This is a genomic window from Streptomyces sp. NPDC032822, from assembly GCF_055578825.1.
The window spans coordinates 164,775-187,372 of record NZ_JBVIOL010000013.1 but is presented as its reverse complement, the minus strand read 5'-3'; the positions used below and the strand labels follow the sequence as shown (position 1 = coordinate 187,372).

Here is a 22,598-nt window from a genome sequence, read left to right as displayed (position 1 = left end):
TCGGGTGGAGTGCAGCACGAAACGGGCCCCGGGGATCCTGGACGCGAAGACCCGAGGGTGAAGGCCTTCAACCGCCACTCGATTGTGCGGCGCCTCGTGTCGCACGTGGTCCAGGTCGAAGCGGCGCAGGAACGCCTGCCTGCACCGCTTGGATCTCCGGGCCGGCCAGGCCGGTTCGGGAGGACCACGGTCGCACCGCCAGTGGGTCGCCGTCACAAGGCAGATGGCCGCCTGGAAGGCGGTCCGGTGACTTCACCCTTGCCCAGGCTCCGTGTCCCTGCCGGACGTTCAGACCCGTCGCTCGACCCGTCCGTCCTCCAGCACGACGGCGCTGCTGCGCCCTGGCTGTCCTGGTTGAAGAGGCTCGACCCTATCGAGGCAAGGCCGCAGGCCATGAGAGAGGGGCACCGGTTGGCCGGTGCCCCTCTTCCGCGTACCCGCGCGACTCAGCGCTCGACCGACAGCTCACCCGAGAAGGCGGCAGCCATCCGCAGCCAGGGCGCCGCCTCGTCTCGGCGCCCCTGGCGTTCCAGAGTGCGGCCCAGCATCAGGTGGGCGTAGTGCTCCACCGGGTCGCGGTCGATGACCTCGCGCAACTGCTCCTCGGCGAGACGCAGTTGGGCCGAGTGATAGTAGGAACGGGCCAGCAGCAGCCGAGGGCCGGTCTGCTCCGGGACCTCCTGGACGACGACGGCGAGGAGACGGGCGGCGCCGATGTAGTCCCGGGCCTCGAAGAGCAGGCGGGCCCTCTCCCAACGCTCGAAGACGGTCTCCTCGTGCGGCACGCCGACGCCGTCGTCGAACAGGTGCAGGGCACTGGCCCAGCGATCGGGCGCGACTCCGGCTTGCGCCGCATAGCCGTTGATGCTGTCGAAGCTGTCAGTCATCGGTCTTCCTTTCCTGTCGGCTCCTGCGCGAGGCCTGCACCGCCGGTGGCGAGCATCGAGGCATGGGTGGGAGCATCGGGCACCTGGGCAGGCCGGCCCTTGGCGAACTCCTTCCGCAGCACGGGCACGACCTCCTCGCCGAGCATGTCGAGCTGCTCCAGCGCCGTCTTGAGCGGGACTCCCCCGCCGTCCACGATGAACAGCTGGCGCTGGTAGTCGCCGGCGTACTCGCGGAAGGTGAGCGTCTTCTCGATGACCTGTTCCGGGGTGCCGACCGTCAGCGGGGTCTGCTCCATGTACTCCTCCATGGGCATCCCGCCGCCCATCACGGGTGAGCGGTCGAACATCGGGCGGAACTCGCGTATGGCGTCCTGGGAGTTGCGGCGCATGTAGACGTGACCGCCCAGACCGACGATCGCCTGCTCGGCACTGCCGTGGCCGTAGTGCGCGTACCGCTCCCGGTACAGGTCGATCATCTTCCCGGTGTGCTCCTTCGGCCAGAAGATGTTGTTGTGGAAGAAGCCGTCGCCGTAGTACGCGGCCTGCTCGGCGATCTCCGGGGAGCGGATGGAGCCGTGCCAGACGAAGGGCGGTACGCCGTCCAGCGGGCGGGGCGTGGACGTGAACCCCTGGAGCGGCGTGCGGAACTTGCCCTCCCAGTCGACGACGTCCTCGCGCCACAGCCGGTGCAACAGTGCGTAGTTCTCGACGGCGAGGCTGATCCCGTCGCGGATGTCCTTGCCGAACCACGGATAGACCGGGCCGGTGTTGCCGCGGCCCATCATCAGGTCGACGCGGCCGTCGGCCAGGTGCTGGAGCATCGCGTAGTCCTCGGCGATCTTCACCGGGTCGTTGGTGGTGATCAGCGTGGTGGAGGTGGACAGGATGATGCGCTCGGTGCGCGCGGCGATCCAGCCCAGCATCGTGGTCGGGGACGACGGCACGAACGGCCGGTTGTGGTGCTCGCCGGTCGCGAAGACGTCCAGGCCCACCTCCTCGGCCTTCTGCGCGATGGCGACCATCGCCTTGATCCGCTCGTGCTCCGTCGGCGCACGGCCCGTGGCCGGGTCTATGACGACATCACCGACGGTGAAGATGCCGAACTGCATCATGATCACCCCTTGCTTGAGTTGACGCATCAACTATACCTCCGCAACACACCCCGGCGCCTCGGTATTCCGACCCCGTGCGCCAGCCGTCCCCAGGCGCGGGCGCGACGCCCATGTAGTTGACGCATCACCACGGCTTCCCTATGTTCCTCGATGACGATCCTCGTCGACGCAACGACCCATGGCCCGCGAACCCCGGCCGGGGCGCGGGCCACACGGGAAGGGACCACCTCCATGTACATCACCGCCGCCGTCCTCAGCGTGCTGCTTGCCCTTGTGGCGCTGGCCGCCGGCGCGCCGAAGGCCATGCTGAAGGGCGAGGTGTCCGCGGGGCTCCAGTCCCACATGGGTCTGAGCGCCGGTCTGGTCCGCTTCATAGGGCTGGCCGAGGTCGCCGCGTTCGTGGGCCTGGTCGTGGGGCTCTTCTGGCAGCCTCTGGGGATCGCGGCCGCTGCCGGCTTCGGGCTCACGATGATCGGCGCCGTGGGCTTCCACGCCAAGGTCGGCGACTACGCCGACCCCGCCACGCGCGGTAGCGCCATGGCCCCCATCATCCTCGCGCTGGTCTCCGCGGCGACCGCCGTCACCCTCGGTCTGGCCATGTGAGCCTGCGGCCTCGGACATCGTCCCCGGCTGCCCCTGCTGCGGTCTGGGCAGCCGACCACGTACCGGTCAGAACGGTTCTTGGTCCGGCCGTTCGGCCACCCGCTCGGAGATCCGGGCATCGGCCGGATGGACCAGCACCTGGAAGTCAGTCGCCATGACGAGAGGGCGAGCGTCGTTGATCAGTCATGGCTGACGTCTTCTGCTGCACGCGCGTGAGGGTTCCGGGAACGTGGACCGTTCCGTCGGGTACGGGCCGTCAGGCCTCGGGCTCGGGGGCCGAGCGTTGTGTGCGCAGGGTCGACCACCGGTCCAGTCGGCGGCGGATGTGCTCCTCGTAGCCGCTCCCGGTGGGGTGGTAGTAGGTCTCGCGGTCCATGCCCTCGGGGAAGTAGTCGGCGCCGGAGAATCCGTCCGGTGTGTCCGGGTCGTACTGGTAGCCCTCGCCATAGCCGATGTTCTTCATGAGCCGGGTGGGCGCGTTGAGGATGTGCAGCGGAGGCATCAGGGAGCCGGTGCGGCGGGCGCGTTGCCGGGCGGCGCCGAACGCCCGGTAGACCGCGATGGACTTGGGGGCGGTCGCCAGCTGGACGACGGCCTGCGCGATGGCCAGTTCGCCTTCGGGTGAACCGAGTCGCTCGTACACGTCCCAGGCCGCCAGGGCCTGTTGTACCGCCTGGGGGTCGGCGGTTCCGATGTCCTCGTTGGCGAAGCGTACGAGCCGGCGGGCGATGTACAGGGGGTCCTCGCCGCCGTCGAGCATGCGGGCGAGCCAGTACAGGGCCGCGTCGGGGTCGGAGCCGCGCAGGGACTTGTGCAGCGCCGAGATCAGGTTGTAGTGGCCCTCCTGGGCCTTGTCGTACAGCGGAGCGCGCCGCTGGATCTGCTCGGCGAGAGCGGCGGTGTCCAGTGGCGGTGTGCCGTCGGGCAGCGCCTGGAGCTGTTCGGCCATGTTGAGCAGGAACCGGCCGTCGCCGTCCGCCATGGCCATCAGGGCCAGGCGGGCCTCGTCGTCCAGCGGCAGTTCGCGCGAGGAAAGCTCCTCGGCTCGCGAGACGAGGATGTCCAGGGCACTGTCGTCTAGGCGTTTGAGGACGAAGACGCGGCAGCGGGAGAGCAGTGCCCCGTTCAGCTCGAAGCTGGGGTTCTCGGTGGTGGCCCCGACCAGGGTGACGGTGCCGTCCTCCACGTAGGGCAGGAAGCTGTCCTGCTGGGCCCGGTTGAACCGGTGGATCTCGTCGACGAACAGCAGCGTGCCCTGGCCGATGTCGCGCCTGCGCCGGGCCGCCTCGAAGATCTTCCTCAGGTCCGCGACACCGGAGAACGTGGCCGACAGCGGCTCGAAGGCCAGCTCGGTCCGTTGCGCCAGGAGCCGGGCGATGGTGGTCTTCCCGCATCCGGGCGGACCCCACAAGACCGCCGACACCAACCGCTGCTGCTCGACCATGCGCCCGAGGGGAGCACTGGGCGCGAGCAGGTGCTCCTGCCCGACGACATCCGTCAGGGTGCGCGGCCGCAGCCGGTCGGCGAGCGGGCGCCGCGTGCCGTCGTCGAACAAGGGCAGCGCTTGTGCTTCGTGCTTCATGGACGGGTCCTCGGCTCCGGGACGCGCGCGGTGGGCGTGGAGAGCGGCCGGGTGTTCATCAGTCGGTGACGCCGCCGTAGGCGATGACCTTGGTGGGGTGCAGGCGGACGACGAGTTCACCGGGGACGGCGTTGCGCTTGCCGAACTCCTCGGCCTTGTCCGCGCCCATGTAGCGGGCACCGGCCCGGGTGGCGACATCGAGGAGTTCGTCGAGGTCCTCGCTGAGCGTCACCTCGCCGCGCGCCTCCACGTAGGCGAAGGGTGCGGCGTCGTCGGCGACGCAGAGGGAGGCACGGGGGTTGCGCCGCAGGTTGCGGGCCTTGGCCGTGGCGCCACCCGTGGTGAACAGGAAGGCCTCGCCGTCGAAGACGTACCAGACGGGCGTGATGTTCGGTGTGCCGTCGGCCCCGACGGTGGCGAACCGTCCGGTGGGCGCGCCACGGGTGACGAAGGCGTGCCATTCCTCGGTCGACATGCTGTGCATGGGCGGTCCTTGTCCGTAATCGGTTGGTCGGTTGAGGGTCATCGGGGACGGCGGCGGTGCGGAACCGTCTGCAGGACGAGGTGGTAGGAGTGGTCGACGAGTTCGGCGACCAGGTCGGCCGTGACGTCCCGGCCGGCCCCTACGGAGATCCAGTGCCGCTTGCTGAGGTAGCGGCCCGCGGTGATCGACGGGTGCCCGCCTTGGAGCAGCCGCCCGTACTCCGGTTCCGCCTTGAGGGTGACGATGAGTTCGTCCGGGTCGTCCGTGACGATGAGGAAGACCTTGCCCGCCACCTTGTAGACGTCCAACTGCTCGGTGAACGGGCGCCCGTGGCCCACTTCCGGGAGCGCGAGCGCGGTGCGGCGCGCGGCGTCCTGGAGCTTCGTGCCGTCGAACGACATACCCGGGGGTCAGGCGCGGCGGCCGTAGGTGTGCGGGTCGACGGGCTGCTGGGACTTGGCGAGCCCTTCGACGACAAGTCGGTAGGAGTCGGTCACGAGTTCCTTCACCAGCGTCTCGTCGATCGTGTGTCCGCCCTCCAAGGTGATCCAGTGCTTCTTGTTCATGTGGTAGCCGGGAGTGATCTCCGCGTGCTCGTGACGCAGGGCGGCCGCCTCGTCGGGGGCCGATTTGAGAATCACCATGGGCTCCCCCGTCACCTGCGTCATGAGCATGAAGACCTTGCCGCGCACCTTGTACACCTCCCACTCGATGCCGAACGGGTGCTCCAGGCCGACCCCGGGAAGTTCCTCGGCACAGTCGGCCGCGGCCTTCTGCAGCGTCTCTCCGTCCATGGTCAACAGCTCCTTCATCGATACGAGCGCCCCGACCGGCGGTACAGGGCGTGAGGTGCCGTTTCCGGCATGCTCAGTGCGAACAGCGGTCTCGGCAACACGACTGCGACGGTGAGCACGTCACCGCTCTCCCGTTCGCGAAGGGCCGAGTGCGAGTGCCCCGGCACTCACCCCCGCCGACGGCACGCACACGCGGGCCGCAGTCACCATCCTTTCCCCCCGGACCACCATGAGGGCGGTAGACTGCGGACACATGATGGTCGACAGGCGACAACCGGCAGAGCCGGAGCGCGGTTCCTCCGCCCTCTTCGTCTCACGGCCCGACTCCGCCGCCCGCGCGGAGCCGGAGTCCGTGCCGCTGTTCGGATTCCAGCCCCCGGTCGGGACCCCGTACGGCCTGGAAGTGACCACTCTCCAGGACTTCCATGCCGACCACGACGACTGGCCGTGGAATCCGCCCCGTCCAGGCCGCGCCACCTTCCACTACCTGATCCTCGTCACGGAGGGTGAACTGCGGCACGACGTCGATCACGTCACACGCACGGTCGCTCCCGGCCAGTGGCTGTGGGTGCGCCCCGGGCACGTGCAGTGCTGGCACGACCCCGGCCCCGCCCGTGGCCCCTTCATCCTGTTCGAACCGGCGGCGCTCCGGCCCGACATCGCCCGTCAGCTGGCTCCCGTCACCTCGCACGACGCCCCCGCCGTCCTGACCCCGCATCCCGCCGATGCCCCTTGGCTGGAACAGACCACCTACCAACTCCTCGACGAGCATCGTGCGTTGGGTCGCCGTCCGCTCGCGGCCCATCACGCCCTGCGGTGCAGTCTCCTCGAAGCCCTGCTGCTCCGCCTCGCCAACTCACCGGACCTCACGGAAGCTCCGGTCGCCGGCAGAACCACTCCCCCGGGCAACACCTCGCAACGACGGCCGCTCTACGAACGGTTTCTGGACGCCCTGGAGCTGCACTACCGCGAGCTGCACCGCGTCGACGACTACGCCCGGCTGCTCGGCTGTTCCGTCCGCACCCTCAGTCGCGCCACCCGGGCCGCCGCCGGCACCGGAGCACGGGAGGTCGTCGATCAACGCCGCCTGCTCGAAGCACGTCGCCTGCTCGGCCACGCCCGGTGGGCCGCCCGTGCGGTCGCCGACCACCTCGGCTTCACCGACACCGCCAATTTCGGCCGCTTCTTCCGCCACCACACCGGCCTCACACCCGCCGCCTACGCGGCTCGTCAGGCCGCCCCGGACCTCTGAGGGGGCGGAAACCGGTGTCGCGAGCGACGCTGTGCCGTCGCGGCCACCAGTCGCGCTCAGGGTGCCCCTCGGGTCTCAGACACGCCAGTGCACTTTGAAGACCCACGCATGCCGGCCCGCCTTGCGTGCGGCTTCGGGGACGTCGATCACCAGCGCCCCGTTGCTGAGGGTCCAGGTCAGGGGCCGGCCATGGCCGAGCATGGTCACCTTGTCCCCGCTGCGGATCGGTATCGGTGCTTCGACGGTGAGTCTGGCGCCCGGCTCGGCCAGGGAGTGGATGTAGAAAGCCTCGTCGGGGCGGATGGTGAACCGCAGGTCCTCGCCCAGTTCGGCCATCCGCGACCAGTACGTGGTGTCGTAGATCGCCTCTCCGTTGGTGTGCAGCCAGCGGCCGGTCTCCCGCAGCCGGGTCTGCATGATCTCGGGGATGGTGCCGTCGGCACGTGGGCCGATGTCGAGGAGGAAGTTGCCGTTCTTGGAGACGATGTCGACGAGGCTGTGCACGACCTCCTCCGTCGTCATGTAGGCGTCGTCCGGGGTGGCCCGGTTGTACCCGTAGCTGAACGGGTCAAGGCCACGGCTGGACTCCCACTTGGCGACGACCGTGTTGTCGTACGTCGTGTACTCGGGGGTCGTGAAGTCGTGGAAGCCGATGCCCGAACGGTCGTTGACGGTGACCTCGATGGGCCGGGCGCGGTTCTTCGCGTGGTTGAAGTACTCGGCCAGCACATGGAGGCTGTCGTTGGCGCCGCCGATGTCGCACCAGATGAGCTCCGGGTCGTAGCCCTGGATCAGTTCCAGCATCTGCGGGGCCTGGTAGTCCTTCACGAAGTCCTTGCCCCCGGTGTATCCCGTGTAGGGCACCGGCTCCAGGGTGTACGGATTGCGTGGGGCGTGCCCCATCCAGGGGGTGTCCGGGTTGAACCACTCGGGCATGGAGAAGTAGAGCCCTCGGTGGAGTTCGGGGGTGTACCGGCGGGACGCCGCGAAGAGTTCCCTGACGAGGTCCCGCTTGGGGCCCATCTTCACGGAGTTGCGGTCGGAAACCTTCGTGTCCCACAGCGCGAAGCCCTCATGGTGCTTCGAGGTCAGCACGTGGTACTGCGCGCCCGCGTCCCGGAACAGTTCGACCCAGGCGCGCGGATCGAACTTCTCCGCCGTGAACATCGGGATGAAGTCGTCGTAGGCGAAGTTCTCTCCGTACTTTTCGCGGTGGTATCCGTGGACGGCGTTCGCGGGGTCCTGCATGTGGTTCCAGTACCACTCGGCGTACTGCTTTCCGACCGGCGACCAGGCCGGCACCGAGTAGACGCCCCAGTGGATGAAGATGCCGAACTTGGCGCCCTGGAACCAGTACGGGGCCTGGTGGCCGGAGAGAGAGGACGCGGTGGGCTGGTAGTCGGCGACGCCGAGGGTCAACCGGCTTGTCTGCGCGGCGACTTGGCTGCCGCGTCCGGTGACGGTCACCGAGCCGTCGCGGACCGTGCCGGGGGCGGTGCCCCCGCGGTTGCGGATGCCCACGCGGACGCGGGCCTGCTCACCGGGGTCCAGGCGGCGAACCCGGGCGGCCTCGACGGTGCGGGCTCCCGGAACCACGACGCCCACCGAGACGCCGTCCGCGGCCAGTACGGAGACCGTTCCCGCGTTGACGACGGTGGCTTCGATGCTCTGGGCGCCGGACGACTCCAGCAGCGAGTTCGTGGACCGGGCCCCGCGCAGGGCCAGCGCCCGTCCCTGAGCGGCAGGTTGCAGGGACAGCGCGAAGACGTGGAGCGACGCCTTGTTCGCCTCCGCCGGGTTGGTCACCGGGAGCGTGATCGCGACGGCGTCACGCTGTGGGTCGAACCACAATTCGGACGTGCCGATCCCCACCCGGTGGGCGTCCCTGGTGCCGTCCGGTGCGTAGCGGTACGGCGTCGACAGGGATCCACCCGAGGCGTACCAGTCGGATCCGCCGAGAGGGGCGGTCGTGGTCGAACCGTCCGTGTAGTGGACGGTGGCTCTGCCGGAGGCGTTGCCATAGCTGCCCGCGGTGAGGAAGACGGCCGAGAGGTAGCGGCCTTTGGGCAGTTCTACGCGCTGGCCGAGTGCGACGACATTGTTCTTCGCGCCTGCGTCCGAAGCCGGGAAGACAAAGAGCGTGCCGTCGACCTCGACACGGCCCCTGGGCAGTTCCTCGCCCGGGAACGTGTAGCCCGAGCCGTCGAAGTCACCGCCCCGGGCGGCGGCGGTGTCGACACCGTCGTTGTCGTAGAGGGAATCGAGGGGAACAGGCACGGGGTCGGGGACGGGAGCCCACGGTCCGGTGCGCTCGGCGAGTGGTGCGGCGGCATGTGCGGCGGTGGCTGAGGCGAGGGGAAGGGCTGCTGTTGCGGCGACTCCGGCCGCGGTGCCCAGGACCTGACGTCTCGGATACGTACCCATGAGCGGCTCCCATTCATCGGATGTCTGATGATTGATGGGACGCGTGAAGCTGTCAACGCCGCCGACATGAAGGAAAGTTGAGATCATAGGTCGGATGAAAAGTGGGTGGCCTGGATCCACGTACCGTTTGAGCGGTTTCTGACACATCTCCAGTCCCACCACAGCCGGCTCTGGAAGGACAACGGGTCCGGGCTCAGCTCACCGAGAGGACCATGGGCCCTCGACAACGGCTGACAAGGCTCCCCGTCAGGCTCGGATGAGACCGCCGACGACATGTCCCGTGGCTCGCACCTCCTCGCCACGCTGTTCGTGGGCGGCCGACGACCGAAGTCACGCGCTGGTGAGGGTCGGCGCGTCACTGACCTGTACGCGGTGCTCGACCCTCATGTGCCGTTCACCTTGCGAAACCTGTCGGTGAGGGCGCCTGCGCTCAGGCCAGGCCGAGCGTGTCGACCAGCACGGTGCGGGTGGCCGTCACGTCGACCCGGCCGGGCTCGTGGATGTCGTCGAAGGGCGCCCAGGGGGACACGGAAGCCGATCTCGTCCGCGTCGGCGGCTTCGGCGACAGCACCAGCGGTCTCGACGGCGAAGCGGATGCGTGCGCGCGGCGAACCGTCCCGACCGTCGGTGCGCTGCGTGGAGTTCGGGGTGAGGAACTGAAGGCCCGTACAGCCTCTCAGGCGGGATCCTCGTCCAGCTTCCCCACCACGCGGTCGGAGATGTCGGCCAGCGTCCGCAGCTCTGCCGGGGTGACATGGTCCAGGAACAGCTCGCGCACCGCCTCCACATGCAGCGGAGCCGCCGCCTCGATCGCCGTCCGCCCCGCGTCCGTGATCACCACGAACGCTCCCCGCGCATCCTCGGGGCACTCCTCGCGGACCACCAGCCCTCGTCCGGCCATCCGCGCGATGTGGTGGGACATCCGGCTCTTCTCCCACTCAAGCGCCCGGGCCAGATCCTGGTAACGCTGCCGGCCGTCCGGCACATCCGTCAGATTGACCAGCACGCCGAAATCGGCGGCCGAGAGTTTCGACTCACTCAGCAACCTGCGTGACAGACGGCCCACCAGCCGCTCATGCAGTCGGACAAAGCTCCGCCAGGCGTGCTGCTCCTCCGCCGTCAACCACCGCACCTCTTCATCCATACAAGCGAGTGTAGAGCAGTTGACGGGTCACCCATCTTGCTGCCGCAAGCCCACTTCCGGGTTGGCACACCCTTCGGAAGTGAGTTGCGGCCAACGCTCGACGAGGATCCCCCGCCCGGCGGTGCGGGGGTCAGCGCAGCTGTGCCTCCAGCCACCGCAGGACGTCAGGGGTCACCGGGTCGGCGATGTCGGCGAACTCGTCATGCCTCTTCAGGAACTTGGCCACGTACGGGCAGGCAGGCACGATCCGCTTCCCGGAGGCACGCGTGCCGGTGAGCGCCTGCCGCACCAGCTCCGCGGCCAGGCCTTGTCCTGCGTAGGCGTCACCGACCTCCGTGTGGAAGAACACGCGCTGCTCCTCGCGGTCGCGATACTCGGTCACGCCGGCGCGCTTGCCGTCGACCACGATCTCGTACCGGTGGCGGGCGTCCACCCGCTCGACGACCGGAGTGGCATCGGACTGGCTCATCGAGGGACCTTTCTGTGGGAGATCAGCGGCGCGGAGGGTTGCGGCGCGGCCTGATGGTGGCGTTGGGGAGGGTGGGCGCGGGAAGCCGGCCGCCGGGAAATCCCTCGACCGTGCCGAAACGGTCGGAGGAGGTCTCCCAGTCCTCGCGGGCCTTCACGATGTCCGCGTGCGTGCGGCCGATGAAGTTCCACCACATGACGATCTCCTCCTCGAACGGCGTACCGCCGAGCAGAATCGTCCGCGCCGGATCGTCCGACTCGTTCGTCAGCGTCAAGGTGCCGACACCCGGCGGGACATACCCAAGGTCAGCCCGGTGCAGCGAGGTGTCGGCCACACGGACGTCCCCGCTGTCCACGAGAACGCCGTGCTCGAAGTCGGCGTCCACGGAGAGGGTGACCGTCATCCGCGGTTCGAGGATGATCTCGGCGCCGAGCAGCGGTGTGAACGTCCGCACCGGCGAGACCTCGCCGGCGAGCGAACCGAGAAAGACCCTGATCTCAGCCCCTTCGATGCGCACGGGCTCGGGCGCATGGTGCTGGAAGTCCCGTTGCGCGTCGCGGTGCGCCTCCGGCAGTGCCACCCACAGCTGGACGCCGTGGACGACGGTCGTGCGCGGGGTGGAGACCTCCGAGTGGGCGATGCCGTATCCGCCCGTCATGAGGTTGATCTCTCCGGGGCGCACCAGGGCGTGGGTGCCGAGCGTGTCACGGTGCTCGACCTCTCCGCCGAACAGCCAGGTCGCCGTCTGCAGTCCGGTATGAGGGTGGGGGGCCAGCGCCATGCCACCCCTGTCAGTGACCTCGTCGGGACCATAGTGGTCGGCGAAACACCAGGCGCCGATCAGCGGACGGTCACGCTGCGGCAGTGTCCGCCGCACCGTCATCGAACGCGGGCCGCCCAGGGGGACGTCCCGTGCGGGGAGCACGTCGACCCGTGACACTCCGGCCGGCCGCACGTCGTCGGCCTGCGACCCGCATCTCATCACAGCCGGCTCGGCTTCGGCATTACTCATCGAGGCCACCTCCCATGAAATCTAGTTGTTACGTCAACTAGAGTGCCATGGTCATAGAGCGAAGACCAGAGCGAAGTGGACGACGAGCGGGAGACATGCGCATCTTCATCGACAAACAGAGCCCCCAGGCCTTCGACGCCTTGGTTCAGGCCGCGGAAGCGGTGCGCGCGGTCGCCGGCGAGGCAGGGCTCGACCGCCCCCTCGTGGAACTGATCAACCTGCGCGTGTCGCAGATCAACGGCTGCGCCTACTGCCTCGACATCCACACCAGGGCGGCCTTGCGCGCGGGTGAGTCGGCGCAGCGGCTGGGAGTGCTGGCCGCCTGGCGGGACACCGAGGTGTTCACGCCCGCCGAGCGTGCCGCCCTCGCCCTGGCCGAGGCGACGACCGACCCCGCCGACGCCACCGCGCAGGAGTCCGCCTACGAGGCCGCTCGACAGGTGCTCACCGATGACCAGATCTCCGCCGCGATCTGGGTGGCGGTCACCATCAACGCGTTCAACCGGGTCTCGATCATGAGCAAGCATCCGGTACGGGCCGATCACCGCACGTGAGGCCTCGTCCTGCCCGGCGACGGCTCAGCGGCCCTTGGACGGAGAGGCGGGCGATCTTCGCCGACCCGAAAGCACGGGCAGAGGCTCTGCCTGCGGCATGCCGTCCGCGCTACGCGTTTCGCCCTACGCCTGGAGGAGGCGTGCGCGGCGCGGGCTCTGCGGCGCTGTCCGCGGTGAGCGTGCCGGCGGTGCACGCGGTCGGCCGCGGCGGTGCCGAAGGCTGAACGGCGCAGTCGGGCCTCGACACAGCAACCGCGGTCCGCGGCAAGGCCGGTGAGCGACCGCGGTGCCCGGTCACACCGTCCTCGCTCAACCCCTTGCCCGACGGGCGGACCTTGTCCCACCTTCGTGGCCGGGCGGATGGCCGTCTCCCAGAACGGGTTCTGGAAGGGCGGCAACTTCGCCCCGGCGGACGGCGACCTACAGGCGAACACCCGGATGGCCCGGCTCCGGTGACGGGCGACAAGCGGGTCGGCCCGTGCCACGCCGGGCAGGGCGCCTGGATCCCGGCCCAGTCGAAGAACAAGGACGCAGCAACGAAGGGAAACCCGCCATGACCGACCGCAATCGAACCGAGTCTCCGGGATTAGGGCGACGCAGCGTGCTGCTCGGCGCAGCCGCCGGCGCAGGTGCGCTCGCCCTGGGCGCGGGCCCGTTGGCGACCCCGGCGCATGCGGCGAGTTTCGTCAAGGGCGCTGACATCAGCTGGTTGCCGCAGATGGAGGCGAGCGGCTACTACTGGAACAACAGTGCCGGGGTGCGACAGGACCTGTTCACCATCCTCAAGGGGTACGGCATCACCGCGATCCAGCTGCGGACCTGGGTCAACCCCTCCAGCGATCCGGGCAATGGGCACTGCAGCATCGAGGAGACCGCGCAGCTGGCGAAGCGGGCCAAGGACGCCGGCATGCAGGTCCTCATCGGTTTCCACTTCGGCGACACCTGGAACTCGGTCGGCGTACAGAAACCGCCGGCGGCCTGGGCGGCCATGACCTACAGCCAGATGCTCGACGCCATGTACGACTACGTCTACCACTCGTGCAACATCATCAAGTACTACGGCGTGACGCCGGCCTGGGTGAAGATCGGCAACGAGACCAACTCCGGCATCTGCAAGCCGATCGGCAGCATCGGTCAGCCGGCACAGATGACGGGCCTGCTGAACGCCGCGTACGACATGTCCAAGGACGTCTTCCCGAACACCCCGGTCATGGTGCATCTGGCCCAGCCGCAGAACCTGGCCAGTCTCCAGAACTTCCTGGGCGCCTACCAGGGCAACGGCGGGAAGTGGGACATCACCGGCCTGTCCTCCTACGCGCAGGGCGGCAACGTTCCGGTCGTGCTGGCCAACATGCAGACCATCCAGTCGAGTTACGGCAAGCCGATCATGCAGGTGGAGTACGGCGGCCCGGTGGGCAAGCCCACCCAGGTGCGTGACTCGCTGAAAGCCTTCATCACCGGGATCAAGGGCTTCGGCGGCCTGGGCACCTTCTTCTGGGAGCCGGAGGGCTATCCCTCGTTCAACGCCTACAACAGCTCGGCCTGGGACGAGAGCACCCGGCGGCCCACGGCGGCGATGGACGGGTTCCTCGGCGTGTGACCGTGGCGCGCGGGCGCCGCGCCCGCGCGCCTTCCCAGTGAGCGACGAAACCCGGAGTGAATGATGAGACCTGTACGGAACATCGGACGTGCCCTGCTGGCGGCGGCGGTCGCGGCGACCCCCTTCGCGGTGCCCGCCGCTTCGACGGCCGCGGGCAACGCGGCGGCGGCGAACGTCTATTACGTCGCCCCGGACGGCAGCGACAACGCCGCGGGGACGCAGGCCGCACCCTGGGCGACCCTCGCCCATGCGCAGGCCCTCGCCCAGCCGGGCGACACGGTGTACCTACGGGGCGGCACCTACGGCTATACGCACGGGACCAAGAGCTGCGTGAGCCAGACCGACCGGGTCGACGCCATCACCCTGAACAAGAGCGGCAGTTCGGGCAGTCCGATCCGCTACTGGGCCTACCCGGGAGAGAGACCCGTCTTCACCTTCTCGGGCATGAAGGACAACTGCCGCATCAAGGGCTTCGACGTCACCGGTAGCTGGATCCACCTCAAGGGCCTCGAAGTCACCGGGGTGCCGCAGAACAACAACCTCAACCACGAGTCCTGGGGAATCTGGATCTCGGGGAGCAACAACACCTTCGAGCAGCTCAACACCCACCATCACATGGGCCCTGGCCTGTTCATCCAGAACGGCGGCAACAACCTCGTCCTCAACAGCGACTCGCACGACAACTACGACACCAACTCCTCCAACGGGGCCGGGGAGAACGCCGACGGATTCGGCGCGCACATCTCGGCCGGCAATCCCGGGAACGTGTTCCGGGGCAGCCGCGCGTGGTGGAACGCCGACGACGGGTTCGACCTCATCAGCGCCTACTCGTCCGTGACCATCGAGAACTCCTGGGCGTGGCGCAACGGGTACATGCCCGGAACGACCACGGCAGCCGGCAACGGAACCGGTTTCAAGGCGGGCGGCTACGGCGGCGACTACGACGCCGGCGCCGTGAAGCACACCGTCCGCACCTCGGTGGCGTTCCTCAACAGGGCATCGGGTTTCTACGCCAACCACCACCCCGTCGCCAACGACTACTTCAACAACACCAGCTACGGAAACCGCCCCGACTTCAACATGCTGGGAGTCGACTCCGGCGGCGGCGCCGTCGGCCGGGGCACCCTGCGCAACAACCTCGCCTACACCGGCACCCTGACGTCGAACATGACCGGTACGAGTGCCGCCAACAACTCCTGGAACCTGGGCATCACCCTGTCGGACGCACAGTTCCAGAGCGTGTCGACATCCGGCTGGGACGCGTCCCGCCAAACGGACGGCAGTCTGCCCGTGCTGCCCCACCTCCGTCTCGCGGCGAACAGCGCCCTGATCGACAAGGGCGTCAACACCGGCCTGCCGTACCAGGGACAGGCCCCGGATCTCGGCGCCTTCGAAACCGACTGAGGTCCGCCACCGGCCGCGCCGGCCGCGGTTCAGCCACCCACGGCCGACTCCCGGCTCCCGGCGGGAGAGGGCTGCGGGATCAGGGCGGCGACGGTCTCCGGGGCGGCCTGCGCGACGAGGTGTCCGCCCACCGTGGTGGTCGCGCTTGTCACTACACCTCGAACTTCGAGGCGTTCTCCGCCAGCCAGTCGTCGAAGCTCTTGAGGGCCGGGTTGATCTCGCGCAGCCGCTTCAGATCACGGGCGCCGGTGAACTCCTGGTCGAAGTCGCCGTAGTACTGGAACATGTTGCCGAGCTCCTCGGCAAGCGGAATCTCAAGAGTGCGGAAGAAGTCGTAGGGCACGGACTGGAAGCGCACCGGCTCGCCCAGCGCCGCAGCCAGCTTCTCCGCATACTGCGCACCGGTCAGGTGGTCGCCGGCCAGGCCGACACTCTGCCCGATGAACGGCTCGCCGCCCTTGAGGATGGCGAAGGCCGTGCGGCCGATGTCCGCCACGTCCACTCCGGCCAGCAGCTTGCCGTCCTCCAGCGGCAGGCTCAGCGTCAGCACACCGTCCTCGCCACGCTGGGGGCCAAGGCCCTGCAGGAAGCCCTGGAAGTAGAAGGTGGTGTTCAGGAAGGTGGTCGGCACGCCCGCTTGAGTGAACAGCTTGTTGCTCTCACCCTTGGCGTCGAAGTGAGGCACGTTGTACTTGTCCTGCAGGACCGGCATACGGCCGTCCTCCAGCGGCAGCAGCTCGCGGGTGTCCTCCAGCGTCGAGGAGACCACGTGACGCAGCCCGGCGGCCGCGGCCGCGCGGGCCAGAACCTCGATCTCCTCGATCTCCTTCGCCGCCGAACCGTGCGCCCAGAAGTTGGTGACGAGGAAGGCGCCGTAGGCACCCTCGAAGGCCTTGTGCACCGTCGGCTCGTCAGTGAAGTCCGCCTGCACGACCTCGGCCCCGAGCACCGCGAGTTCCCTGGCCGCGGGCGAGTCGGGGTTACGGGTGAGCGCGCGGACCGTGAAGCCCGACTCCGGGTCGGCCAGGACCGCCCGTGCGGCACCGCCGCCCTGCGCACCCGTTGCTCCGGCGACCGCGATGACCTTCTTGTTGCTCATGACAGGTGTCCTTTGCCAGAAGAGGATCTTTGTTGACGCATCAACAACACTACTGCGAATCGGTTGATCTATCAATCATCGAGATGAGCTGGAGCACGTCAGCCCGTGCCAGGCCGGAACGAGCCCGGCACGCAGGATCACGCCGGAAACCCACGGCACCGCTACGGCCGCCCGACGCGGGCCGACTTTATTCGGTTGCCGCTGCCCGTGTCCGTCCCTCACCCTGGGCCGGACACCGGGAGCTGCCCGGTGCTCCACGAGAGGAGGCACGACCGTGACCACGACTGTCCTCGGCCTGCCCGCAGACCGCCTCCCTTTCACCTCATGGAGCACCTCCAGCGATGTCTCACGACAACCTTTCGCCATACCCTCAGCACCCGGCATTTCCTGACGACTTCGTCACCGCCCCCTACCACCACGTCCCGCCGCCGGACGAACTGGGCGACGTGGACGACCGGTTCGTCTTCGACTTCCGTTCCTACGACGACCTCCAGGACGGCCAGCGCTGGTCGACCTGGCTCAGCGTCGAGCCCCTCTGCCGAGGCCCCGAGCCGCTCCCGGACTGGGTGGTGACCTCGCAGGGCGCGATCGACACCGAACTCGGCGTCCTCAAGACCGGCAAGGAAGCCGACGTCCACCTCGTCGAGCGCACCGACCCGCTCGACCCCGCCGCCGGCGTGGTCATGGCGGCCAAGCGATACCGCTCTCCCGAGCACCGGACCTTCCACCGCTCCGCGTCGTACACCGAGGGCCGCTCGATGAAGCGCTCACGTGACGAGCGAGCCCTCAAAAAGAAGAGCACCTTCGGCCGGCAGGTCGCGGCCGGCGAGTGGGCGGTGTCCGAGTGGGGTGCGCTGGTACGGCTCTGGAACCTCGGTCTGCCGGTCCCCTACCCCGTCCAGATCGACGGCACCGAGATCCTGATGGAGTGGATCACCGTCGTCGACGAGGACGGCGCCGACCAGACCGCGCCCCGGCTCGCCCAGACCCGGCCCTCCCCCGAACTGCTGGCAGCGTACTTCGAGCAACTCACCGACGCGCTCGCGACGATGGTGCAGAACGGCCTCGTGCACGGCGACCTCTCGGCGTACAACATCCTGGCGGCGGGCGAACGGCTGGTCATCATCGACCTACCGCAGATCGTCGACCTGGTCGGCAACCTCAACGGCATGACCTTCCTCCAGCGCGACTGCGCCAACATCTGCGGCTGGTTCCGCTCACGGGGCCTCGATGTCGACGAGCACGCGCTGTTCGCGGAGCTGATGGCGCATGCCTTCTAGACCGGGTGGCGAGTCTTCCGAGTCAGGAACTCCGTTCAGACGTGCAGGCCGCACTTCACCTCCACCCCCCTGGTGACCACGAGCCTGCTCAGAGATCGATAGACCACGCCGGGCCGGGCTTCGCTCAGGAAGACTGCCCCGACGGTCTCTTGAACCGGAGCGCCCGCACACCACTCCGCAATCGGCAGGGCGGATCTTGTTTCCGCCGGGCCCACTGCCGGGTGGTCAGATCGCCTTCACCGGGATGCGCGGCCCGTGACGCGATCACCGACGTCTCTGGGCCGGGAATCTCAGGAGTTCCCTTCCTGGCGGGGCAGGAGGGGACCGAGTGGGCCGAGGTCGAGGTTGAGGTCTTCGGGCTTCAGGCCGTAGCGCTCACGCAGTTCGGTCATGCGGTCGTCGAGGATCATGAGGGTCATGCCGATGCGTTCCTCCTGCTCCTCGGTCAGGTCGTTCTTCTCGACGCGGCGGATGGCCTGACGTTCCATGAGCTGACGCAGCAGCTCCACGACGGTGAGCACCAGTCGGACGAGGTCGCGTTCGACGGTGTCCTTGTCCAGGTCGAGGCGCCGGGGCGAGGCCTGTTCGGAGTCGGGGGGCGGCGTTGTCCGGGTAGCGGAAGGAGGCGGGTGTGGTGCGTCGGGGGGTGGGGTGCGCGGGGCGAGGAGGGAGGCGGAGGCGGGGGTGTATTCGCCGTGTGGTGTCACGTGAGGATTCCTTCGGTGGCTTCCTCGACCGAGGTGAGCAGGGCCCGCAGGGAGATGCGGACCAGTTCCACGTCGGCGATGCAGAGGCTGAGGTCTCCGGTGATGACGACGCCGCCGGCCAGGAGTCGGTCGAGGAGGTCGACCAATGCGACCTCTGCGTGGGGCGGGACGGGGGCGGTCATGGTGTCGTCAGCGTGATCGCGGGGTCCCGTTCGGTCTGTTCCGGTGGGGGTGTGGCGAAGGAGTACGGGGCCCAGGGTCCGGTGATCTCCAGTCGGGCGCCGGGGGTGTCGGCGGCGAGTGCCTCGACGCGGTCCTGGAAGCTGCGTGTGTGTTGTCGGGGGACGAGGTAGGCCGCGTTGACGATGTTCTCCCCCGGTTGCGCGGACAGAACGGCGGGCTGGGGGCGATGGTGGCGTACTGATGTGGCCAGGTTCGCTTCCGTGAGCATGCGGTCCACTTGTGCGCCGAGGTCGGCGGCGGACTGGTGGGCCAGGGCATGGCTGTCCCGGCTTGTGCGGCGGGCGCGCAGGTAGTCGCGCCCGGAGCGTGGCCGGTCCTCGGGGGGTGGGGTGGTCGCAGGGGGGTTGGCGTAGATCTTGACGCCCCACTCGTCGTGGCCTTCCAACTGGTTCAGGGTGGCGCGGAAGTGGCCGTCGTCGGCGTGCAGGCGTCGCAGCAGGCTGTCGTCGTCGAGGTACACCGTGGCCAGACGCAGGGGTAGTACTGCTGTGTGGGAGGTGAGGGCGGCGATCACCTGGTGGTGGTCGCGGGCCAGGCGTTCCAGGTCGGTGATGTCGTCGAGCCGCTGGGCGATGACCTCTTCGGTGAAGGTGCGGGCGGGTACGTCGCTGACGACCGCGGCCGTGCCGGCACCATGCAGGATCCGTACCGGCAGACCGTCGACACCGCGCAGTTCACGGGCGGCCGCTTCGGCCGCCTCGTTCTGCAGCAGTACGGCGTACGCGTAGACCGCGTCGGTGAGGTCCGCCGGGGGCGGGGTCGAGGGCTCAGAGGTCATCGGGTTCCTTCAACCGGGCGTTGAGCGAGTGGAGTTCGGCGCGAAGGCGGGCGTTCTCGGCGGCGAGTTCCGCAGTGCGGTCGGGGTCGGGTGGTGGGGCGGGGCGGGCGGCGCGGGAGGACAGGGTCGGGTCGTGTTCCCACCAGTCGATGCCCATCTCGCGTGCGGTGTCGACGGAGACGACGAGCAGCCGGAGTTTGATGGTGAGGAGTTCGATGTCGAGGAGGTTGATTTTGATGTCCCCGGCGATCACGACTCCTTTGTCGAGGACGCGTTCCAGGATGTCGGCCAGATTGCCTGCGTTGCCTGGCGGGGGCGACAGGGCAGTTGATCGCCGGGTGAGGGCGTCGGTCACGGGGGGCCTTCCTGTAGTGCCGGAGCGTCGGCGCCCAGGTCACCGAGAGGGTGGGGGCGGGTCGTGTCGCTGTGCACGGACGCGGTGGCCGGATCGCGGGTGCTCCTGGTGGGAGCAGTTGGGGCAGCGGGAGCGGCCGGGGCATCGTGGGCGGCGGGAGTCTCGTCCCAACCGGGGTCGGCCCAGTCCTCGGCGTTGCCGGTGGTGATCTGTTCCAGGCGATCCAGGAGTTCGTCCTCCCGAAGGTCGAACTCCTCCTCGGTGATGTGGCCGGCCATCAGGTCGGCTTCCAGCTCGGCCAGTTCGCGGTGGATGGGGGCCGGGTCGGCGTACTGCCGCTCGGCCTCCTGCACCACCTGTTCCAGCACCCAGCCGACCCCGCGCAGCGGAGCCAGCGGCAGGCCGAGCAGGCTGCTCAGCAGGCCCATACAGCGCTCTCCTTCCGGTCGGGAGGCAGTGGCGGTGGGTGAGGCGCGGTGCCCGGTCGCGGGGTCCGTGCGGTCACGCAGTCACGCAGTCACGCAGTCACGCAGTCACGCAGTCAGACGAAGCTGTAGGGCGGGAGAGGGCCTGTCACCCGCAGTTCCAGCCCGTGTCCGAGGCTCTGGGCGATCTGGCCCACGGACGCGGCGAACGCGTCGGTCTGCCCGCGTTCGACCAGCAGGCTCAGGTTCAGAAAGACCTCGCCGGTCGGGTCACCCGCGGAGGTGCGGTGGGCCAGCGGCTCCAGCAGGCGGGCGATGTCCTGGGCGTGCCGCGCCTGCAGCGCCTGGACACCGGCGGCGACGACCGTGCCGAGGGCCACCTGGTCCTCGTGCGTCCCGGCGCCGTCCCGGGTGAGGGCGCTCAGGCGCCGGGCTTCGGCACTGTCCCGCAGGACATCGCGCAGGGCGGTGTCCTCGTCCTGCAGGGCTTTGACGTTGAACTCGACGCGGTCCTCGACTTCTCGGAGCCGGTCGGTGAACAACGACTCCTGGTCGGCCAGCGCGCGGCGCACCGCGCCGTCGTCGGGGGCGAGCGTGCCGAAGCGCAGGGGTAGCACGGCACCCGCGGCGCCGAGCATCAGCAGCACTTCCTGATGGGCCATCAGATCTCTCCGCTTGGCGCGCAGTTGCGCCGGCGCCTCGCTGACGACGGCGGCCACCCGGGCAGCGCGTACCGCCCGCAGGGGGGCGGGTGAGGACCCGATGCCGGTGGCGCCCTCGACCGGGAGTGGATGGTCCGCGTCGGTGACCGCATAGAGGTAGAGCGGCATCTGTCAGACCTCCCCGCCCTGCGGTCCCTTACTGCCCCGGGTCCTGCCGCGTCCGGTGGGGGGAGTCTGCTGCTGGTCGGCTGTCGTGGTCGGTCCGGGGGCGTCGGTCACGTCCTGCACGGTGTGCACCGTCACCTGCTCCACGGCGGCGGTCTCGCCGGCGGCCGGTACCGCGGGTTCCGTCACCGGGACCGCGGTAGCGACCGCCGGGACGACCGGACCCACTCCGGCTGCCGTCGGAGCGACGGCCCCCACCACGGTGCCGGCCGTCTGGCCCACCGTGCCGACCACGTCACCGACAACCGGCGCCACACCCTGGACCAGTCCTCCGACGGTCGGGGTGACGGCACCGACGACACCACCGACCGTCTGCCCGACCGCTCCGAGCGCCTGCCCCACCGTCTGTCCCAGGTTCCCGACGACGGGTACCGGCGCCCCGGCTGCGGATGGCCAGGCGGTGACGGGCTGCCCCTGCATGACGACCGTGCCGGGAGCGGGAGCCGCAGCGACGCCCGGCGGAACCGCCCCCTGGCCGGCCGGCGCGACGGCCGTGGGCAGGGCCGGTGCGAGCACCGTGGGCGGCGAAGTCACCACGGGAGTACCGCGGTTCTCCAGGTCGAGGCGATTGGTCGCCTCCGCGAACCGCAGGTAGGTGTCGACGCTGGCGATGACGATGCGGATGTCGACACGCAGGACCTCGATCCCGATCACCGACACCCTGATGAAGACGTCGATCACGAGCCCGCGGTCGAGGATCAGGTCGAGGATGTCGTACAGGCCTCCATCGGTCTTCTGGGCACGGGGGGCGGCGGTCTGGGCGAGTACGGTCATGAGTGAGTTCCCTCTCAGAGGTGGGGCGAGGGTGGGCGGTCGTGCGTGCGGGCTTCGTAGGGCAACCGGACCGATGTACCGGGCCGGCGCAACCGGGTCAGGAGGCGAGGGCGTCGCGGATGTGGACGCCGCGACGGAAGGCGGTGCACTCGTGCGCAGGGGGCTGAGGGCTGGGGGGCCACGCCGCACAGAGGGCGGTGATCCGGCACCGTGGCCGTCACTCGGGCCGCCCTGTACACCCTCACTGCCGGTCGACCTGGCCTCGGGTGTAGCGGCGGCTGCGGGCATAGCCGAGAAGGAGACCGTCGCCGTCCAGTCTCACCCGGTAGACGGCCAGGACGCTGGTGGAATCGGGGATGCGCGCCAGCTCCACCACCTCGACATCGACCTGCCAGCCCGTCTCGTCGCGGCTGATGGCCGACACCGACTCCGGTGTACGGCCCAGGAGTTCGGCGAGCTGGGCGCGCGCGTTACGCATCGCGCTCACGGCGTCCCCGACCACCGGGGCCCCGGCAGCGGGCGGCGCCGGCGCCTGGTGCGCTGCAGGATCGGGTAAGTCGCTCGTGCTCATAGTTCGTTCGGTCCGTCCCACTGGAAAGTACGTCCGACAGGTCACCGCATGACGGCAGGACCGTCAGGCCCCCTCGCGCGTCCCCCGAGCGCGACGTCCGGCATGCTCTGCCCCACCAAAAGCCATGCACATGATCTCAACACATCTTGACCACGCGG

The 22,598-nt window shown here is 69.1% G+C and carries 25 protein-coding genes and 2 pseudogenes; 6 read left to right on the top strand and 21 right to left on the bottom strand.

Annotated features, from left to right (window positions below; translation table 11 throughout):
- Positions 1–446: 446 nt before the first annotated feature.
- Positions 447–887: a tetratricopeptide repeat protein gene (locus ACZ5VD_RS31810; RefSeq protein ID WP_468684157.1), complete on the bottom strand. Its 441-nt coding sequence runs from the start codon at positions 885–887 to the stop codon at positions 447–449.
- On the bottom strand, positions 884–1,996 hold the full coding sequence (locus tag ACZ5VD_RS31805; RefSeq protein ID WP_468552685.1) for an LLM class flavin-dependent oxidoreductase: 1,113 nt from the start codon (positions 1,994–1,996) through the stop codon (positions 884–886). The genes ACZ5VD_RS31810 and ACZ5VD_RS31805 overlap by 4 nt, the downstream gene beginning before the upstream one ends.
- A 234-nt stretch (positions 1,997–2,230) precedes the next feature.
- Here ACZ5VD_RS31805 and ACZ5VD_RS31800 point away from each other — a divergent pair, with 234 nt between their 5' ends.
- Positions 2,231–2,602, top strand: coding sequence for a DoxX family protein (locus tag ACZ5VD_RS31800; protein ID WP_468552556.1), 372 nt, complete (start codon positions 2,231–2,233; stop codon positions 2,600–2,602).
- Between the two features lie 256 nt (positions 2,603–2,858).
- Here the strand turns inward: ACZ5VD_RS31800 and ACZ5VD_RS31795 are convergent, their stop codons facing one another.
- The 4 genes from ACZ5VD_RS31795 to ACZ5VD_RS31780 are packed head-to-tail and all read right to left on the bottom strand — an operon-like array spanning position 2,859 to position 5,462.
- Positions 2,859–4,184 (bottom strand): replication-associated recombination protein A, encoded by a 1,326-nt coding sequence (locus tag ACZ5VD_RS31795; RefSeq protein WP_468684155.1) that lies wholly within the window; start codon positions 4,182–4,184, stop codon positions 2,859–2,861.
- A gap of 58 nt (positions 4,185–4,242) precedes the next feature.
- Entirely contained in the window at positions 4,243–4,668 is a 426-nt protein-coding gene (locus ACZ5VD_RS31790; RefSeq protein WP_468684154.1) for a PPOX class F420-dependent oxidoreductase, read from the bottom strand.
- A 38-nt stretch (positions 4,669–4,706) separates the two neighbouring features.
- Positions 4,707–5,069: an MmcQ/YjbR family DNA-binding protein gene (locus ACZ5VD_RS31785; RefSeq protein WP_468552559.1), complete on the bottom strand. Its 363-nt coding sequence runs from the start codon at positions 5,067–5,069 to the stop codon at positions 4,707–4,709.
- Between the two features lie 9 nt (positions 5,070–5,078).
- Entirely contained in the window at positions 5,079–5,462 is a 384-nt protein-coding gene (locus ACZ5VD_RS31780) for an MmcQ/YjbR family DNA-binding protein (RefSeq protein WP_468684153.1), read from the bottom strand.
- A gap of 403 nt (positions 5,463–5,865) precedes the next feature.
- On the opposite strand from ACZ5VD_RS31780, the gene ACZ5VD_RS31775 reads away from it, so the two are divergent.
- The gene (locus ACZ5VD_RS31775; protein WP_468684195.1) at positions 5,866–6,714 is read left to right on the top strand and encodes a helix-turn-helix domain-containing protein; all 849 of its coding nucleotides are present in this window, start codon (positions 5,866–5,868) and stop codon (positions 6,712–6,714) included.
- A gap of 75 nt (positions 6,715–6,789) precedes the next feature.
- On the opposite strand, the gene ACZ5VD_RS31770 is transcribed toward ACZ5VD_RS31775, so the two are convergent.
- The 5 genes and pseudogenes from ACZ5VD_RS31770 to ACZ5VD_RS31750 form a co-directional block, all read right to left on the bottom strand.
- Positions 6,790–9,138 carry an alpha-L-fucosidase gene (locus ACZ5VD_RS31770; RefSeq protein ID WP_468684152.1) on the bottom strand — a complete coding sequence of 783 codons (2,349 nt, stop codon included), beginning with the start codon at positions 9,136–9,138 and terminating at the stop codon, positions 6,790–6,792.
- A 584-nt stretch (positions 9,139–9,722) separates the two neighbouring features.
- Positions 9,723–9,818: pseudogene (locus ACZ5VD_RS31765) on the bottom strand (hypothetical protein); the annotation flags it as partial.
- Entirely contained in the window at positions 9,815–10,282 is a 468-nt protein-coding gene (locus tag ACZ5VD_RS31760) for a MarR family winged helix-turn-helix transcriptional regulator (protein ID WP_468552562.1), read from the bottom strand. The gene ACZ5VD_RS31760 and the pseudogene ACZ5VD_RS31765, both read right to left, overlap by 4 nt.
- Before the next feature lie 130 nt (positions 10,283–10,412).
- Positions 10,413–10,751 (bottom strand): GNAT family N-acetyltransferase, encoded by a 339-nt coding sequence (locus ACZ5VD_RS31755; RefSeq protein ID WP_468684151.1) that lies wholly within the window; start codon positions 10,749–10,751, stop codon positions 10,413–10,415.
- A gap of 22 nt (positions 10,752–10,773) precedes the next feature.
- Entirely contained in the window at positions 10,774–11,763 is a 990-nt protein-coding gene (locus ACZ5VD_RS31750) for a pirin family protein (protein WP_468684149.1), read from the bottom strand.
- Between the two features lie 95 nt (positions 11,764–11,858).
- On the opposite strand from ACZ5VD_RS31750, the gene ACZ5VD_RS31745 reads away from it, so the two are divergent.
- The 3 genes from ACZ5VD_RS31745 to ACZ5VD_RS31735 all read left to right on the top strand — a co-directional run bounded on the left by ACZ5VD_RS31745 (position 11,859) and on the right by ACZ5VD_RS31735 (position 15,321).
- Positions 11,859–12,317 (top strand): carboxymuconolactone decarboxylase family protein, encoded by a 459-nt coding sequence (locus tag ACZ5VD_RS31745; RefSeq protein WP_468684148.1) that lies wholly within the window; start codon positions 11,859–11,861, stop codon positions 12,315–12,317.
- Positions 12,318–12,870: 553 nt separating this feature from the next.
- Positions 12,871–13,917, top strand: coding sequence for a glycosyl hydrolase 53 family protein (locus ACZ5VD_RS31740; RefSeq protein WP_468552566.1), 1,047 nt, complete (start codon positions 12,871–12,873; stop codon positions 13,915–13,917).
- Positions 13,918–13,980: 63 nt separating this feature from the next.
- Entirely contained in the window at positions 13,981–15,321 is a 1,341-nt protein-coding gene (locus ACZ5VD_RS31735) for a right-handed parallel beta-helix repeat-containing protein (RefSeq protein ID WP_468684147.1), read from the top strand.
- Between the two features lie 29 nt (positions 15,322–15,350).
- Here ACZ5VD_RS31735 and ACZ5VD_RS31730 read toward each other — a convergent pair whose 3' ends face one another.
- Positions 15,351–15,473, bottom strand: a complete 123-nt coding sequence (locus tag ACZ5VD_RS31730) for a hypothetical protein (protein WP_468684146.1) — start codon at positions 15,471–15,473, stop codon at positions 15,351–15,353.
- On the bottom strand, positions 15,473–16,420 hold the full coding sequence (locus ACZ5VD_RS31725; protein WP_468684145.1) for an NmrA/HSCARG family protein: 948 nt from the start codon (positions 16,418–16,420) through the stop codon (positions 15,473–15,475). The genes ACZ5VD_RS31730 and ACZ5VD_RS31725 overlap by 1 nt, the downstream gene beginning before the upstream one ends.
- Positions 16,421–16,761: 341 nt before the next feature.
- Here ACZ5VD_RS31725 and ACZ5VD_RS31720 point away from each other — a divergent pair, with 341 nt between their 5' ends.
- Positions 16,762–17,700, top strand: a complete 939-nt coding sequence (locus ACZ5VD_RS31720; protein ID WP_468684144.1) for a serine protein kinase RIO — start codon at positions 16,762–16,764, stop codon at positions 17,698–17,700.
- A gap of 290 nt (positions 17,701–17,990) precedes the next feature.
- On the opposite strand, the gene ACZ5VD_RS31715 is transcribed toward ACZ5VD_RS31720, so the two are convergent.
- From ACZ5VD_RS31715 to ACZ5VD_RS31680, 8 genes and pseudogenes are all read right to left on the bottom strand, one after another.
- A complete protein-coding gene (locus ACZ5VD_RS31715; protein WP_468552687.1) occupies positions 17,991–18,260 on the bottom strand; it encodes a gas vesicle protein K in 270 nt (89 codons plus the stop codon).
- Positions 18,261–18,403: 143 nt separating this feature from the next.
- A complete protein-coding gene (locus ACZ5VD_RS31710; protein WP_468552571.1) occupies positions 18,404–18,589 on the bottom strand; it encodes a gas vesicle protein in 186 nt (61 codons plus the stop codon).
- Positions 18,586–19,428: a GvpL/GvpF family gas vesicle protein gene (locus ACZ5VD_RS31705; protein ID WP_468684143.1), complete on the bottom strand. Its 843-nt coding sequence runs from the start codon at positions 19,426–19,428 to the stop codon at positions 18,586–18,588. Before ACZ5VD_RS31705 ends, ACZ5VD_RS31710 begins: the two co-directional genes overlap by 4 nt.
- Positions 19,418–19,783: a gas vesicle protein gene (locus ACZ5VD_RS31700; protein WP_468552573.1), complete on the bottom strand. Its 366-nt coding sequence runs from the start codon at positions 19,781–19,783 to the stop codon at positions 19,418–19,420. The genes ACZ5VD_RS31705 and ACZ5VD_RS31700 overlap by 11 nt, the downstream gene beginning before the upstream one ends.
- Complete coding sequence (locus ACZ5VD_RS31695) at positions 19,780–20,211, bottom strand: gas vesicle protein GvpG (RefSeq protein WP_468552574.1); 432 nt, start codon at positions 20,209–20,211, stop codon at positions 19,780–19,782. Before ACZ5VD_RS31695 ends, ACZ5VD_RS31700 begins: the two co-directional genes overlap by 4 nt.
- A gap of 113 nt (positions 20,212–20,324) precedes the next feature.
- Positions 20,325–21,038: a GvpL/GvpF family gas vesicle protein gene (locus ACZ5VD_RS31690; protein ID WP_468552575.1), complete on the bottom strand. Its 714-nt coding sequence runs from the start codon at positions 21,036–21,038 to the stop codon at positions 20,325–20,327.
- 606 nt (positions 21,039–21,644) lie between these two features.
- Positions 21,645–21,869 (bottom strand): annotated as a pseudogene (gene gvpJ, locus ACZ5VD_RS31685) (gas vesicle protein GvpJ); the annotation flags it as partial.
- A gap of 241 nt (positions 21,870–22,110) precedes the next feature.
- Entirely contained in the window at positions 22,111–22,356 is a 246-nt protein-coding gene (locus ACZ5VD_RS31680; RefSeq protein WP_468684142.1) for a gas vesicle protein GvpO, read from the bottom strand.
- Positions 22,357–22,598 lie beyond the last annotated feature (242 nt).